The 16,661-nt window shown below is 38.6% G+C and carries 14 protein-coding genes; 4 read left to right on the top strand and 10 right to left on the bottom strand.

Annotation, left to right across the window (positions count from 1 at the left end; all coding sequences use genetic code 11):
• Positions 1 to 27 precede the first annotated feature (27 nt).
• The 6 genes from fliG to AC27HL_RS03725 all read right to left on the bottom strand — a co-directional run bounded on the left by fliG (position 28) and on the right by AC27HL_RS03725 (position 7,754).
• Positions 28 to 1,083, bottom strand: a complete 1,056-nt coding sequence (fliG, locus tag AC27HL_RS03750; protein WP_487079027.1) for a flagellar motor switch protein FliG — start codon at positions 1,081 to 1,083, stop codon at positions 28 to 30.
• Entirely contained in the window at positions 1,076 to 2,806 is a 1,731-nt protein-coding gene (fliF, locus tag AC27HL_RS03745; RefSeq protein ID WP_487079026.1) for a flagellar basal-body MS-ring/collar protein FliF, read from the bottom strand. Before fliF ends, fliG begins: the two co-directional genes overlap by 8 nt.
• A 51-nt stretch (positions 2,807 to 2,857) precedes the next feature.
• The gene (gene fliE, locus AC27HL_RS03740) at positions 2,858 to 3,199 is read right to left on the bottom strand and encodes a flagellar hook-basal body complex protein FliE (RefSeq protein ID WP_487079025.1); all 342 of its coding nucleotides are present in this window, start codon (positions 3,197 to 3,199) and stop codon (positions 2,858 to 2,860) included.
• Between the two features lie 321 nt (positions 3,200 to 3,520).
• On the bottom strand, positions 3,521 to 4,861 hold the full coding sequence (locus AC27HL_RS03735) for a sigma-54-dependent transcriptional regulator (protein WP_487079024.1): 1,341 nt from the start codon (positions 4,859 to 4,861) through the stop codon (positions 3,521 to 3,523).
• The gene (locus AC27HL_RS03730) at positions 4,861 to 6,057 is read right to left on the bottom strand and encodes a sensor histidine kinase (protein WP_487079023.1); all 1,197 of its coding nucleotides are present in this window, start codon (positions 6,055 to 6,057) and stop codon (positions 4,861 to 4,863) included. Before AC27HL_RS03730 ends, AC27HL_RS03735 begins: the two co-directional genes overlap by 1 nt.
• A 227-nt stretch (positions 6,058 to 6,284) precedes the next feature.
• Positions 6,285 to 7,754, bottom strand: a complete 1,470-nt coding sequence (locus tag AC27HL_RS03725) for a sigma-54 interaction domain-containing protein (protein ID WP_487079022.1) — start codon at positions 7,752 to 7,754, stop codon at positions 6,285 to 6,287.
• A 351-nt stretch (positions 7,755 to 8,105) separates the two neighbouring features.
• Here AC27HL_RS03725 and AC27HL_RS03720 point away from each other — a divergent pair, with 351 nt between their 5' ends.
• From AC27HL_RS03720 to AC27HL_RS03705, 4 genes are all read left to right on the top strand, one after another.
• Positions 8,106 to 8,390 (top strand): hypothetical protein, encoded by a 285-nt coding sequence (locus AC27HL_RS03720; RefSeq protein ID WP_487079021.1) that lies wholly within the window; start codon positions 8,106 to 8,108, stop codon positions 8,388 to 8,390.
• A gap of 64 nt (positions 8,391 to 8,454) precedes the next feature.
• The gene (fliS, locus tag AC27HL_RS03715) at positions 8,455 to 8,853 is read left to right on the top strand and encodes a flagellar export chaperone FliS (RefSeq protein WP_487079020.1); all 399 of its coding nucleotides are present in this window, start codon (positions 8,455 to 8,457) and stop codon (positions 8,851 to 8,853) included.
• Positions 8,853 to 9,215 (top strand): hypothetical protein, encoded by a 363-nt coding sequence (locus AC27HL_RS03710; protein ID WP_487079019.1) that lies wholly within the window; start codon positions 8,853 to 8,855, stop codon positions 9,213 to 9,215. Before fliS ends, AC27HL_RS03710 begins: the two co-directional genes overlap by 1 nt.
• 320 nt (positions 9,216 to 9,535) lie before the next feature.
• Positions 9,536 to 11,290 (top strand): flagellinolysin, encoded by a 1,755-nt coding sequence (locus tag AC27HL_RS03705; RefSeq protein WP_487079018.1) that lies wholly within the window; start codon positions 9,536 to 9,538, stop codon positions 11,288 to 11,290.
• A 100-nt stretch (positions 11,291 to 11,390) separates the two neighbouring features.
• Here AC27HL_RS03705 and fliD read toward each other — a convergent pair whose 3' ends face one another.
• The 4 genes from fliD to AC27HL_RS03685 all read right to left on the bottom strand — a co-directional run bounded on the left by fliD (position 11,391) and on the right by AC27HL_RS03685 (position 16,623).
• Complete coding sequence (gene fliD / locus AC27HL_RS03700; RefSeq protein ID WP_487079017.1) at positions 11,391 to 12,815, bottom strand: flagellar filament capping protein FliD; 1,425 nt, start codon at positions 12,813 to 12,815, stop codon at positions 11,391 to 11,393.
• Between the two features lie 60 nt (positions 12,816 to 12,875).
• A complete protein-coding gene (locus tag AC27HL_RS03695) occupies positions 12,876 to 13,304 on the bottom strand; it encodes a flagellar protein FlaG (RefSeq protein WP_487079016.1) in 429 nt (142 codons plus the stop codon).
• A 159-nt stretch (positions 13,305 to 13,463) separates the two neighbouring features.
• Positions 13,464 to 14,942: a flagellin gene (locus AC27HL_RS03690; protein ID WP_487079015.1), complete on the bottom strand. Its 1,479-nt coding sequence runs from the start codon at positions 14,940 to 14,942 to the stop codon at positions 13,464 to 13,466.
• A gap of 232 nt (positions 14,943 to 15,174) precedes the next feature.
• The gene (locus AC27HL_RS03685; protein WP_487079014.1) at positions 15,175 to 16,623 is read right to left on the bottom strand and encodes a tetratricopeptide repeat protein; all 1,449 of its coding nucleotides are present in this window, start codon (positions 16,621 to 16,623) and stop codon (positions 15,175 to 15,177) included.
• Between the last annotated feature and the right edge of the window lie 38 nt (positions 16,624 to 16,661).

Raw genomic sequence — 16,661 nt, 5'->3', positions numbered from 1 at the left:
TAGAAAAACATCAAATTTAATTGTAGATTATAAGAATTCATCGCCGCCTCCAGCGCCACCTAGCATGATCTCACCAGAATCAGACAATCGGCGAGCAACCGATAGGATTTCTTTCTGTGCCGCTTCAACTTCACTAATACGTACTGGTCCCATGGCTTCAAGATCATCCGCCAGCATTTCCGCTGCACGTTTAGACATATTAGCCAGGATTTTTTCTTTCAACGCTTCATCAGCACCTTTAATAGCTTTCATTAATGCATCTTGTTGAACTTCACGTAAAATAGCTTGAATACCTCGATCATCAACATCGGCAAGGTTTTCAAAGACAAACATCAAGTCTTGAATTTGCTGACTCATTTCTTCATCGTGTTCACGAATTGAGTCCATTAACATACCTTCTACATTGGTATCTAAATAGTTCATGATGTCAGCAGCAGCTTTTAAGCCGCCCATTTTCGCAGCTTGCGCACCTGCTTGACCTGCAAATTGTTTTTCCATAATTTCATTCAATTCTTGCAATGCTGCCGGTTGCACTTCTTCTAAGTTAGCAATACGCATCATTAAATCAAGACGAATTTTATCAGCAAATTGCGTCATAATTTCCGCAGATTGCTCTGGCTCTAAGTAAGATAAAACAATAGTTTGAATTTGTGGATGCTCATTACGAATAATGTTGGCCACTTGCTTAGAGTCCATCCATTTCAATGAATCTAAACCTTTAGCGCCACCACCCATTACAATTTGGTCAATCAAATTACCGGCTTTGTCTTCACCTAATGCAGCTGTTAATGCTTTTCTAACAAACTCCTCACTTTGGAAACCTATGGTTGAGAAGTTCTGTATTTCTTCAATAAACAACTTGTGCACTGCGGTAATTTTCTGTTGGGTAAAGTCTTCCATACCCGCCATAATCGTACCCACTTTCTGCACTTGCTTTGGCTCTAAGTGTTTTAAAATTTGTGCTGCATCTTCTTCAGAAAGACTCAATAATAAAATTGCAGCCTTTTCGCCACCATCAAGTTTACTGACGTCAAATGCACCCGCAGATGGAATTTCTGCGATTTCTTGTGTTTCATCACTCATCTTCGTTTAACCAACTTTTAACTGCCTGCGAGGATAATTCTGGCTCATTCGCTACTAGTGCTCGAACTGCTTTTAAAATGTCTTCATCACGATGTAAGTCAGGTAATTGTAAGCTACCATCTGGCGCAAAACCAACTGCTCCGGCATCAAATTCAGACGTTAGCATATCCATAGTTTCATCGCCTAAATCAATATGACTATCTAATGATTTCTCACCATAATCATTCGGAGTTTGGTCAGGATAGATTAAGCGTTTCAGCATTGGGCGAACAACGGCAAACAATAATATTGCGATTAAAATTAACGCACCTAACAATTTCGCATATTTAAAAATAACAGGATCTCGCCACAATGGCACTTCGGCAACATCTTCAACTTCTGCGCGAGAAAACGGTAATGTGACTACTTCAAGCGTGTCACCTCGTTGTAAATCAAAACCAATACTACCTTGTAATAAACGGCGAATATTAGCCATTTCCTGTACTGTACGTGGTGTAGACGTAGGCTCTCCTTCTCCACCAGCAACTGGCAAATAGTCTAGCGCTACTGACACGCTAATTCTATGAATAACACCCGTTTGTTGCTTGGTATAACTAATCGCTTCGTCTAGTTCATAATTACGGGTAGATTCAGTATGCTTGCGCCCCGGCATAGTTTGTTGTTGAGCACCACCAGTTGCATTTTCAGGAATATTACTATCAAGAGGGGGTTGGTTAGTTAGTGCGCCTGGGATCCCTCCAAGTAAGCCACCAATAGTATTATCTTCAACTTTCATCTCGCTGCGAAGCGCTGGCAAGTCTGGGTTGTAACGCCGTTGAGTTTCTTCGGTATTGGTAAAGTCCATAGCAACATCTACTTGTGCCGTATAGTTACCTAAACCAACAACTGGGATTAAAATCGAATCGATTTTATCCATGTATTCTTTTTCGCGTTTTTGTTCGATTTCAAATTCTTTGCGTGAACGAGAAGAAACAGAGTCCTGCGAACCAGAGTTAAGCAAACGACCATTTTGATCGGTCACAGTCACACGGTTAGGATCTAAGCCTTGCACAGCTGACGCGATAATATCAACAACCGAATCAACCTCTTCTTCGGAAAGAATTCGCCCTCGGCGCATAGTTAATACTGCTGTAGCAGAAGGATTTTTGGCACGTTTGGCAAAAACATTTTCACGCGGAATAGCCAATAAAACACGAGCACGAGAGATAGACTGCAACTCTTCAATTGTACGTGCTAGCTGTTGTTCACGAGAATGTTTTAATCTTTCCGTTTCTAAGCGCTGACTTACACCAAAGCCCATGTCTTGCATGATAATTTCAGAGCCTTCGGCAGGGCTATCACCCAAACCTTCACGCGCTAACATTAACTTTATATCTTGGTAGTCTTCACTTTGTACCGAAATTGTATTATTTTCTTGACGGTAGGCATCTTTATAACCATTGGCATCTAGAGTATCCATGGTTTTAATAAGCTGCTCGGTTGGAAGTTTAGCCAGGATACGATATTCAGGCTGATTCGCCCACATGATGACAAAAATAGCAATAGCCAAACAAATTGCCAGTGCCATAACAATGGTGATTTGACGTAAAAAATCAACATTCCCCATAACGCCAGCTAAACCCGATTTTTGCTCACCAACAATATTGTCATCATTATCGTTGGCAACTATATCGCTGCTATTATCTGCTAGTGCTAATCCGGTGTTATTTGCTGAATCTGCCACTTATTTTCTCCGCAAAATGTTTGCTTTATTTTTCAATTAACAACTGAGCATCTATACCGGCATACTCATAATTTCTTTATAAGCTTCAACAAACTTATTACGAACTTGAACGGTCGCATCAAAGGCAATACCTGACTTTGACGCTGCTATCATAGTATCGGCAAGTGTAACACTGCGATCGCCCATTTCAAAGGCCGTGCGCTTAGCACCAGTGTCTTTTTGCAAATCATTAACGGTATTAACGGCATCTTTTAACAAACTGCCAAAATCACTTCCCGCTTTACTAACAGCTGGGGTACCTATGCTATTTTCACCGATAGGTAAGCGATTACCCATAGCTTCCATCGACATACTTTGCATTTGTGCATATAAAGAATTGCTTTTGATATCCATGATTAACTCGCTTGCGTCAATTTCTTGTTACTCAATATTTATAGTGAATAAAGCAAGCTTGATGCCAAGGACGGAACAACATTGATTTGAGTAAATGTAATTCACTGTCAACATTCTAAAAACCAAGAAGCATAGCAAAATAAAATAAATATTTTCAATATCTTAAGCTTAGAATTAAAATTGAACTAGAATGTTAGCCAAGGTATGTTTTTTATTTACGGAAAAGAAAAAACAACCTAATTAAGGTTGTTTTTATGACTTCGCGGGTATTCTCAAGTAACAGCATTAAAGCTTTTACTGTGGAATTTTTTTAGCAAATGCTTAAGCTGGTATTTGAATACCACTATCACGCATTCGAGCAATTTTATAACGTAGTGTACGCGGACTAATACCTAAGCGCTCAGCTACATCTTTACGACTACCTTGGCAAGCGTGCAGAGTATCAAGAATGATTTGATGCTCTTGCAGTTTTAATTCACTACCGAGCTTGTCGTCTTTTGCAGCTGCTATGGCAGTGTCTTGTGCTTTTGGTGGTTCAAAATTATCAATAAGCAAGTCGCCAGCATCAATACAACGATCACTTTGTAAAATAAGCGCTCGTTGCACAACATTGTCTAGTTCTCGCACATTGCCAGGCCAATCGTATGCGAAAAGTTTACTGCGCGCTGCTGTTGTTAATTCAGGGATAACATTGCCGTCTTTTTGGCATATTCGCGCAATCAAATGTTGTGCCAACGGTATAATATCATCTCGGCGTTGGTTTAACGGCAGCCAAGTTAATGGAAACACATTCAGGCGATAGTATAAATCCTCACGGAATACCCCCTCACTAACCGCCTCTTTTAAGTCTCGGTTGCTGGTTGCGATCACACGAACATCCAAACTAATGGTTTTACGACCACCGAGGCGTTCAACTTCTCTTTCCTGCAAAACTCGTAAAATTTTCGCTTGCAGGCCAAGGTCCATCTCAGTTATTTCATCAAGTAAAATGGTACCGCCTTGTGCTTGTTCAAATTTCCCAGGGCAGGCTTGAATTGCACCTGTAAAAGCACCTTTTTCATAACCAAACAAGGTTGCTTCTAACATGTTTTCTGGGATTGCGGCGCAGTTGATTGCCACAAACGGGGCTTGGCTTCGCGGCGAAAATTTATGAATATACTGAGCAAGTACTTCCTTACCTGAACCACTTGGGCCTAAAACCATAACAGAAGCTTCAGTGCTAGCAACTTTTTTAGCTAAGGTTAATAATTCAACACTAGTTTTGTCAGCCGCGACAGGCTCGCATTCATCTTGAATTTGTAGCGGCACATACTGATTAACCATATTCAACAATACTTCGGGAGCAAATGGTTTTGCCATATAATTACAGGCACCATCTTTCATCGCTTGAACGGCATCATCAATAGTGCCGTATGCTGTCATAATTAAAACTGGTAGCTTGGGATAGCTATGACGAATACTTTTCAATAATGACAAGCCCGACATACCGCCCATCTGTACATCACTAACAACAAGGTCTACTGTGTGAGTTTTAAGGGCAACAAGTGCATCTTCACCCGACTCTACAGGTACACATTGATAGCCAGCTAATAATAAAGTATCAACAAGTGCTTCGCGCAAGCCAGTATCATCTTCAACGACCATGATTTTACTTGAACTCATTATTGTACTCCTTCTAGACAAACATTATGATGTTCAGGCACTGCTTGCTCTGCATCATATTGACTATTCATTAACTTTGGGATTTTTAAACAAAAATGTGCTCCTTCACCGGGTTGGCTAAGTAAGCGAACTTCTCCTTGATGCGCATTAGCGACAGACTTAACAACTGCTAAGCCTAAACCAGTACCTTGGCTTCTTGAGGTATAAAAAGGCTCAAAAATTTTGTCAGCAAGCTCTGCACTGATCCCTTGACCATTATCTCGAACGCTAATATATGCATATTCGTCTTTGCAGTACGCACTGATATCAATTACAGCATTCGATTTAATAACCGCAATACTGTTATGAATTAAGTTTTGAATAGCGCCAGATAATGCCGTGACATTACCGAGAATTTCACAACCTTGTTGACAAAAATGCAGATTCACTTTTGCGTCGGCTTCAGTTATTTGCGGCTCAATGGACTGTTTTGCTTGCTCAATAAGTTGATTAATGCTTATTGGCTCCACCACGGCTTGCTTACCACTTTTGGCAAACAGCAGCATATCATTTACCTGCTGCTCTAAGTCTTGTAGTCGCGACACCAGTTTACTTTGAAAATTATCACGAGCGCTTTCCGTTAGTTTTTTATTACTTAAATTTGCCCCATACAAGATGGCAGCAGAAAGGGGCGTTCGAATTTGATGGGCAAGCTTAGAAACCATACGCCCCAAAGAAGACAAGCGCTGTAATTGTCCCAATTTATCTTGTAATAAGCGTGTTTCTGTTAAATCTGTGATCATAATTAACTGGCCTGGTTGATTTCCCAAAGCCGTTATTTCTAATTTAACGCGGCGACCATCCTTTAACGAGACTTCATGCCAATCGTCTGCTCTGGGCTTAAAGGAACGCTTAATCACATCAAACCAAGCTTGCCCCAAAATGGGTTCATCAAGTAATTGCTGCGCCATCTGATTTAACTTAACCACTATGCCATTACCATCGAGTATTATCATACCTGTAGGCATAACATCTATAACTTGCTGGGTTTGCTGATTTTGCTGGCGAAGAAGTGCCAACTCTCCTGGGAAACTTTCACTTTCGAGATTTTGCACATCTTGCGTACGTGCATTAGCATCACTTAAAGATGTAAAGGCTCTGCTCAACAAAGAGTGAGCAGTAGATGAATTGCTTGATGTCGAAAAGGCTAGCGCCATAATGTTTCACCTGAGTAAAAAAGTAACACTCAAATAAAGCATTAATTATGCCAAGCAGATAACCCCTTTAAAATCATCAATATAAAAAGATATTTGTGTAAATAACCGTTGTCAATAAAATGGCTAATAGGCAGAAAAAGCTTCAATAATTCAATTAGAATAACTCACTAAAAGTACGTTATTTTGGCTAGAACTAACTAACAAATAATAAGAACAGGTAATAAAGCTTAATTGTCTTTTTGCAAGCTATACTTGCGCATTTTCTCCACTAAGGTTGTACGTCGCATGCCAAGTAATTCAGCAGAACGCGCAACAACCCAATCATTTTTATCTAATGCTTGGTTAATCAATGACACTTCAAGTTCTGCTAAGTATTCTTTCAAATTCAAACCGTCTGCCGGTAAAACATCTACTGTATTGCCAGTAAAAGACTCTGCATCATCAACTTGCTCTGAGTTATCATCATCTTCATAATCAAAACCTGCAAATAACTCGTTTATTGCCTCACGTTCTTGCAGTTCTTCTGGGTATTCAGGTTGAAATTCTTCAACCTCTAGATGTCGATATTTAAGCGGTAACTGCCCCACATTAACCACCTGCTCGCCATACATGATGATCATACGTTCAATTAAGTTCGATAATTCACGAACATTCCCTGGCCATAGATGCTCCTGCAGTGACTCAATAGCTTTGTCAGTAAAACGCACAGACTGACCTTGCTCGGCTGAAAACCGAGATATAAGCTCTTGCAATAATAACGGAATGTCTTCTTTACGCTCTCTTAATGATGGTGTTTCAATTGGGAATACATTCAAACGATAATAGAGATCTTCTCTAAATTGATTCGTTTTGATCATCTCTTCTAAATGCTGGTGTGTTGCTGCAACAACCCGAACATTAGCTTTAATGCTTTTCGCACCACCAACACGTTCAAATGTACGCTCTTGCAACACCCGCAATAGTTTTACCTGCATCGGCTGAGGCATATCTCCAATTTCATCAAGAAACAAAGTGCCCCCCTCCGCCATTTCAAAGCGACCTTTGCGTGTGGAAATAGCCCCTGTGAATGCACCTTTTTCATGGCCAAACAATTCACTCTCTAATAAGTCAGGAGGAATCGCGCCACAATTTACGGGTACGAACGGCGCTTTATGGCGATCAGATAAATTATGAATATTTCGCGCTACAACTTCTTTACCTGTACCTGATTCGCCTAAAATTAAAACGTTTGCTGCGGTGCTCGCCACTTGTTCGATTAAAAAGCGCACCTGCTGCATGGGTTCACTGGTACCCACTAAGGAGCGAAATAATGGATTAGGGCCACTTGACTTATTTTTAGACGGTAGTTTGTTATGGTATTGGTGGCTATGGTGAATAAGCTCAGTCAACTGAGCGTAATTCAGTGGTAAGGTAAGTTCACCAATAACATTAGCAAGGCCCTTAATGGATTGTTTATCTGCAATATCATGATAAATAAATGGGCAAGCAGGCCGAGAGCGAATAATTTCATGCAACTTAGTAGAAATATTTCCACTAATAATAATCGTCAAAATATTAGGAACTTCCGACAAATGTTTATCGATTTCATCTTCTGAGAAAACAAAAAAGTGTTCGCCAACAAACGCTAAAACGGTTTCAATTTGATGACGCCTATTGGCATCATTGTCAACAACAAGAATATGTTTTTGCCCTTGCATAATTTCCTAATAAATCGCTAATTTTTGTAATTGTTGTCATATTAACTTGCTCTAGTGAATAATCAACAAAAAATTGACACCTTAGTCATTTTTTTGTCGGTAAAATAATGACTAAAATAATCGATATTTTGAACATCACGAAACATTTATAAATATTTAAGAATAATAGCGATGTCAAAAAAATAGCGGAGCAATATGAGCCACCAAGCATATAAAACAGCACCTTCAAACAACAGGTAAGATTTTGTTTTGATTGGCTTTATATTAACACCTTATTCACCTTTAAATAGTTGGCATGAAATAAGCTTGTTAGCAATATCTAATCGAAATGAAATTTAATAGGACTATTCGATGTTAATTATTAATGGTACTGCTGAGCTAATGACAGAAAATGATAGCTTTAACAAAGGCGATCGGCATGAATTTAATATGTTTTCACTTAATATGCCGTTGGAAGACCAACTTACTCAAATTGAAGAATATTTAGTAACTAGAGGTTGGGATAATATAGAAGTAAATAATAATGGCATAGTTGAAGACCCAAGCGACATTCAACATGCAGTATTGGCAGCAGCATATGAAAAAGCAAAAAGCGAAGGTTTTGCCGTCACTATTAATAATCAACCATTAGTGTAATTTATTACGCTCAATTTTTTAAAATTAAGTATAATTAGATTATTGTCTGAAATTGGAGATATCTATGACTCACGCGTCATTAAAAAAATATCAGCAGGTGAATAAAAGTACAGCTCAAGAAGCATCACCTTATCAACTTGTAGCCATGCTGTTTCAAAAATTACTCGACAACATAGCAACAGCGAAAGGCGCAATAGCGCAAAAAAACTACGCAAAGAAAGGCTCGGAATTGTCAAATGCCATAGCTATTATTGGCGTACTTGAAGGCTCACTAGACTTTGAGCAAGGTGGTGACATTTCAAATAACTTAGCATCGATTTACCTGTATTGCTCAGAACAATTACTTGAAGCAAGTACCAATAATGATATTGAAAAACTTAATGAGGTGGCACAAATCCTCATTCCAATAAAATCAGGCTGGGATTCAATACCTCTAGAGAATCAAGAACAGGTAAGTTTCTAGTGGCAGAAAATGCATTAACATTACTGCTCAACATTAATGAAGTATCTAAGCAGCTTCTCAGTTTGCTAGATACTTCAAATGATGAATTAACAAGCACATCTGCAAATGCACCTCAGCAAATTCAAGAAAACAACAGCCAAAAACTTATAAGCTTGATGACGACCAGAGACGAAAGTATTCGTCTGCTATTTACTTCGCACAGCCGCTCAGAGCTAGCGCAGTACGCTGATCACATTACGACAATGATGGCCTTGGATGAACAATTGCGAAATAAAGTCGATAGTAAACACTCAGGAGCAAAATCAAAAATATTACAACTAAAAAAAAACAAAAAAGCGATTAACATCTATCAACAATATTAACCTGCCTTCAAGCAGCAAATTGCCATTTTATCTTTAAACTTACCACTACTTGAGCATACTTTACGTAAAAGCCTGAAATCACCTTCTTTAAAAACAATAATGCTTAAGCACCTAATATTTAAGCGCTTGTCCTGTCATATTTTGCTATCAATACTTATTGAATTTTTGACTTAACATAAAAAAGTTAAATTTTGCTCAATTGCGTTAAGTTTTTTTCAAACTCGCCGATAACATCACATAGAGATGTAAGTTTTGTTTACTTTAGCTTAACTTTCAAAGAGTAGTTTTAAGATTCAATATAGCGGATATAAACTCTTAGTATGTTTACAATTAATACCAATGTCAGTCAGCTTTTTATGCAACGACAACTAGGGAAGGTAAGTTCTGAACTTGCTACAACCTTTAGTCGTTTGTCTTCTGGCATGCGTATTAATTCAGCCAAAGATGATGCCGCCGGTTTGCAAATATCTAATAGACTTACCTCGCAAATTAACGGCCTAGTTGTAGCACAACGAAATGCCAATGACGGAATATCACTTGCGCAAACAGCGGAAGGCGCGTTAACGGAAAGTACCAATATTTTATTTCGAATGCGAGATCTTGCAATTCAAGCTAGTAATGGCTCAAACTCTGCTAGCGATAGAGAGGCACTTAATAAAGAAGCAACTGAACTCAAAGCTGAGCTAAATAGAATTAACGACTATACAGCTTTTGGTAAAAATAAAGTATTCGACACAAGTGCAAACACAGCAGCTTTTGACAAAGTAGAACGCGACATTATTACTACGCTACAGGGCGGTTTACTCGCTGAATCAGAAAGTATTATTCAAGATCAATTAGGACTCATTGGTAATGGGGCAACCTTCAAAATTAACTTAGAGAATATAGATGGAGCTGGTGGAACGTTAGCATCAGTGGCCTTCGCTGGTCCCGTGGGCAATAACAACCTAGTTATGAATATTGATTTAGGTGACTTTTCAACAAACAGCGGTGATAAAATCACACAATTGAAAAGTACCATACTCCATGAAATGACTCACGCTGTTATGGCCAACAATATGAATTTAAGTGCTAACCCAACGTGGTTTGCAGAAGGTAGTGCTGAAGCAATTAGGGGGGCTGACGATAGAGTCGCCGCAGATATCGCAAATTTGGGTGTAAATGCAATAAAAACAGGCCTTAATGCGATATTTACAAATAATAGCGCACCAACAGGTACTGCAGCAGAAGTTGCTAGTGTTTATTCAGGCGGTTACATCGCCATGCGTTATTTAGAGAGTCAGGTTGGTAGTGGTGGTATAAAAACGCTAATGTCTTCTTTAGCTGGCGGTTCAAGTTTTGATGCAGCAATAAGCGCTGCATCTAATGGTAACTTTGCTAACGCTGCAGCCTTTCAAACACAATTAATGGCTGGAACTGTTTTTGAAGATTTTATTACTAATGAAATCAATTTAGATAATATTGATAATGGCGCTTTTGGTGGCGAAGATGCAAGCGGTGGGTTAGCAAGAGCTGAAACAATTATTGGAAGTGTCAGTGGCAAAACAACAGCAAACTTTGCAACAACATTTGTGTCCGGTGATGATGATAGTGCAAACGATTTTGATCCAGCGACAAATTACGCTGCAGCGGGATTAAATGAAGTAAGGTTAGAAGATTATAAAGTAGAAATTAGTGGTTCTGGTAGCCAAAATACGACGTTTCAAGTGGGTGCCAATGCTAACGAAACAATCAATATGTCATTGGGAGGTTTTTCAACAAAAGTACTGGGAATAGATGACTTTAATCTTGAAGATAATCCGCAAGGTGGTATCAACGCTATTGACGATGCATTGCGCTATATTAATAACCAACGAGCTGATTTAGGCGCATTTATGAATAGAGTTGAGCATACTATGGCAAACTTAAGTAATATTCATGAAAACTTAAGTGCTAGCCGTTCAAGAATACAAGATACTGACTTTGCTGTAGAAACAGCCAACCTCACCAAGAATCAAATTCAACAGCAAGCAATTACTGCTATGATGTCGCAAAGCACAAGGCAGTCCCAATTAATACTTCAGCTGCTTGGATAAGCAACCGTAACCCCCATTATTGAGTTACTAAAAAAGCCGCTAACTATTATTGTTAAAGCGGCTTTTTACGGCATTAATGAATTTTTCTTTTTACACTAATTTAGCTCGACTTTTTAACTACACCAGGCATATTATCCAATTGTTGCTGTAAATAGGTACTGGTATTGTTTAAGCCATTAACTAATAAGTCCATGGCATTATACTGAGCTGTCAAACGCGCTTCAAGCGCAGTAATTCTGCGTGAAAATGCTTCTCGCTCATCGTCAATTTTGCCTAATTGCTTATTTTTACTGTCAATTCGTCCTTGGATAATACCATCAGATTCAGTATAAAATTCGGTTAGTGTTTTAAATGAGGTTGCAAAGCCTGGTTTTTCATCAGAGCCAATAAAAAAGTTTTGAATTCCATCAGCACCTTTTTGGATTTGCGCATCTAGTTCTTCTGTATCTAAACTTAATTTACCATAACGATCAGTATGTACGCCTAGCTGATTTAAAGTCAGTGTTTCTTCACCAACACTACTGAATGCCCCATCAAGCTCTTGGCGAAGTTTGTTCGTAACACTTCTTAGTAATGAATCTCCAGAAAGAGGGCCAGCACCTTCACTTCCAGCTTGCCCTAGCTGTTTGCTAAGGTCAACGAATTCATTATAGCTTTTAATAAATAGCTCAAGACCTGTTTGGATGTTTTTATTATCTTCAGCCAAACTCACGGTACTTATACTGTCGCTAACCCCGTGCATTTTACTTGCGGTAATTGTTACCCCATCAATCGCATTAACAAACTCATTGGTACTATTCGTTACCACTAACGAGCCATCGATAGTAATTTGTGCATCTTTTGCTTCACTAGTTTCAGCAAGATTCGTCGCAAAGGTCGGTGAAAGTGCATCGGCATCATAAGCTAAACGCGATAAACCTAAGTTATCAGTGTTATTACCATCAGAAACATCCGCAACCGTGACCTTAATAGCATTAGCAACACCTGTTTCTTTACTTGTTAAGACTAAATGCTGCCCATTATCATCGGTAATAATTGTCGCCGTAATGGAGTCATTATCAATACTTTCATTGATTGAATCACGAATATCACTGATCGTTGCAGTACTAGACACAGTGATATCAAAACTGTCAGTGCCTGATGATAAAGTTAACGTGCCTTCGCCGACAGCTTCAGTTTCAGCAATACCGTTCGAAACAAGCTTATGTGCGCTAGCGAGCTGATCAACTTTAACAGAATAACTACCAACCTCTGCTGATTTAGTACTACTAAGGCTGACAAAGTCATCACTACCACTGATAGTTCGCTTTTGGTAATTATCTACTGAAGACAAGCTATTTAACGAATCGACAACACTCTGCATCGCGCCTTTCAACGCCCCTACCGCAGAGATATCGGTAGTAATTGCGGCTTGTCGTCTATTTAAGCTCTGTTCAAATGGCGCGCGCTCAGCTCCAACAATAGCATCAACAATATCTGCTACCTGAACCCCTGACCCTATACCTGGAAACGCTATATCAACCATAATCTCACCATTACTTAAATTTATAGCTTAAATTAAACTTCATGACTAAAAAGTAGGTTACTAAATTTTAGTATCAATTAAGTTACCTGTTGCATCAGATAACTTTGAAATTAAGCTTAGTACTTCTTCTGACGGATATTGTTTTACCAATTCTCCCGTACTTTTATCTAATACTTTTATAACATCACGGCCTGAATCTGTATCAACCGAAAATTCCAAACTGCGATTCATTTCACCAATAAAGTCTTGCAATTGTTGAGCCACTTTCTCTAATTGCTTAGGTGTTATTGTAGCACTTTGCTCCTGCTCACCATTTCGACTTTTATTTGACTCTTCTATTCGCTTTAGCTGCTCATTAACCGGTAATTTTTCAGAACTTTCAATGCCAGCGTCTTTTTGAGTTGTTGCTATTTTTTGCTCATGAATCTGCTCAGAAGCCGACTGATTACTCACATTGGCAGGCGCATTTACTGTATTAACTACACTCATTATAGACTCCCTTATAATACATTGATTAAAGATATATACGGCCTTAAAAACCTAAGTATCTTTCACAACGTCTTAAAACACAAAAAGGAAGGAGCCTATCGCCTCCTTCCTTAGTCATTTCAGCTAGCATCAATTGCTATGCTAGCATCATTTCGAGGCCTAACCGATTAAGCTTAATGCTGCTTGTGGTAATTGGTTAGATTGTGCCAAGATTGACGTACCTGCTTGTTGCAAGATTTGGTTTTTAGTCATGTTAGCTGTTTCAACTGCAAAATCGGTATCTTGAATACGGCTACGTGATGCAGACACATTTTCTTGAATATTTGCTAAGTTACTAATTGTATGGCTAAAACGGTTTTGAACCGCACCTAAACTTGCTCGTTGCGAGTCAATTTGTGAAAGTGCGCCGTCAATTACTGCCAAGGCATTTTGTGCACCATCTTGCGTGCTTAAATCAACCGTACCTACAGCATCAAGCGTAGAAACTGTGCCAGCGGTAGTCGCAGCAAGTGAAGCGTCATTACCCGTTACGGCATAACTTTCTGTAGAATTTAAACGAATAGTACCGCCAACAACTGTTGAATCTGTACCTGTTGCTGCACCCAAGGTGTTAGATACTGTTGAAACAGTTCCGTCATAAGCAACACCTTTTGCATCGATAGTACCTGATGCACCAGACTCTTTAAAGTTATCAATTTTAATATCAGCGCCAGTTTCATCAGTTAATAATAAGTTACCTGCATCACTAATACTTGCAGCAACTCCAGTTTGACCTGACTTTTCATTAATTTTATTAGCAATTTCTGTTAAATCAGCCGTTGCAGAAATAACTGAACCATTTAATGAAAACGTAACATTGGCAGTAGCAGTTAAGTTACTTAACTCAACTTGTGTTCTCGCATCGGCAGAAACACCTGTTGAGCCTGAAACTGCGTTAAACTTATCAGCAATTGAAGCGGCAGATTCATCAGCAGTTGTCGCAACATTCACTGTCGTACCACTTTTACCAATAATATCGTAGCTAGAAGCAGCAACATTGTTACCAGCAGTAGAATCTGCTGTAGCCGTTGCGCCAGCCACTTGACCTAAACCTGCTGCCGTTGCAGAAGCTAAGTCCATTTTATTAGTACCAATATCAGATGCTTTGATACTGCTTAAACCTAGTGAGATTGTTTCATTAGCGTTTGCACCAACTTGGAAAGTCTTAGTACCAAATGAACCGCTTAATAGTTGCGTATCACCAAATGATGTTGTTTCAGCAATTCGAGTCAATTCTGTTTGTAACGCTGAAACTTCTTTTTGAAGTGCTTCTCGGTCTGAAGCTGAGTTTGAACCGTTAGCTGATTGTAACGCTAAGTCACGCATACGTTGTAAAATGCTGGTTGATTCTTGCATAGCACCCTCAGCTGTTTGTGCCATTGAGATACCATCGTTTGCATTACGTTGAGCTACACCTAAACCATTTACTTGCGATGTTAGACGGTTTGAGATTTGAAGTCCGGCTGCATCATCTTTTGCGCTGTTAATGCGCATACCTGATGACAAACGTTGCATTGCCGTTTGTAACCCTTCACCTGATTTAGTTAAGTTACGTTGAGCATTCAATGACGCAACGTTAGTGTTTACTGAGATAGCCATATTAAAACTCCTGATTACAATATGTAATACGTTAGTTAGTTAGTTCATCAGGTGCTTTTTTTTAAACTTTAAGCTCCCGTTCTACAATTGATAACGGCAGCACAAAAAATAACTTTAATCTTTTTTTAAAGATTTTATAAAAATTTTATTTTCGTTGAGTTTAAAACGAAAAAGAGTAGCGTTGCTACTCTCTTTATCTAACCTTTTCGGTCTGTATTAAAACTTCAGAAATTTATAATCTATCAAAGAGTTCAGGGATAGTTTGTGGTGACAAATGTATACCATCAATATGGTATTTAAGATTACTTTGACCATTGTCACTAGTCAGGCTGTACACATCGAGAACATTAATATTATATTTTTTACATTCATTAACGAGTTTCTCATTAAAATATGAAATAACCTGTTTAAATTGACTTTGCTCTGCCGCCGCTAAGTTATTTATATGATATGGATGTGGTGCAGGAACGCCATATAAAATAATTTCTAACTGATACGCCTCAGCTATTGAGCTTAAAGTTTTAATATAGGAGTTTAGCATTTTATCGATAACATTTTGAAAGTTAGCACCTGACTTTTGGCAATAAGCAAAGACGCCTTCATTATTTCGACAGTCAATTTCACCAAATGCAATCACAACCTTACTACCTGGTGACAACCCTTCTAATAGAGTAGCTAAACTGACCTGATATTTATTGTCCTGTTCAGCAATCAAATGAAATATTTTTGCACCTAGAACAAATAGCGATCGAATTTGATATTCTTCATCATTGTAATTTACGATAGTGCCATTGGGTGCAAAACCATGGCTTTCAGAAACGAAATACATTTCTTTAACAGCGTCTTCATTTTTCGGTAAATAAAGTTGTTGGTTGCCTTTTCGAAGCGAAAGTAGCTTCTTTATATATCTATGGAATATCGCCATATTCGCCATATTGGCAGAAACATCTTCAAATTGATAAATATTTTCACTTAAAGCAATTGCTTGTTCTGCTTCCTCAAAGCAATAAAAAAGCCATAACACCATTGCCCGACCAATAAGCAATTCACATAGTTCCATTTCAGACAATGATTGGCTCAATACACCTGTGGTTGCGATATCAATTGCATCTTGATAGCGATGCAAATACATCTGAATTTTAAATACATGCCAGTACACTGAAGTCTTTGACTGGTCAAGTTCAAGTGCTCTCATTAAGTATTCAATAGCACTATTAAACTCACCTTTATCAGTAAGCAGTACGCCAAAATTTAACTGGTACTCTGCTTTAGTTGCATCAAGTAAAATTGCTTTCTTATAATTAACTTCCGCACTTTCAATATCGCTTAACTTTACTTGGCATGTGGCCAAGTTATTAAGTGCCTCTGCCATGAGAGCATCTATTGCTAGTGCTTTAGAATAGCACCTACTCGCTCGAACAAAATCATTAAGAGCTAAGTAAATATTTCCCATATTATTATGGGTTGACGCATGCTGAGGTTTAACTGAGATTGCCTTGTCAAATAAGACTAAGGCACCTTTGAGATCACCTCTTGCTTGGCAATTAAGCCCTTGAATTTGCAGTGCATCAAATAAGTTTGGCTTTTTGTCTAAAATTTTTTGACAAATATCGTAAGATTTTTGGTAATCGCCACTTTGATAAAGTATTTCAGCTTGATTAATATTATTTCTGATACTCATATTGAATTTAATCCTCACGACAATGACATGAAAATAGC

The sequence above is a fragment of the Colwellia aquaemaris genome, assembly GCF_057548755.1.
This window is presented reverse-complemented; position numbering and strand designations above follow the sequence as displayed.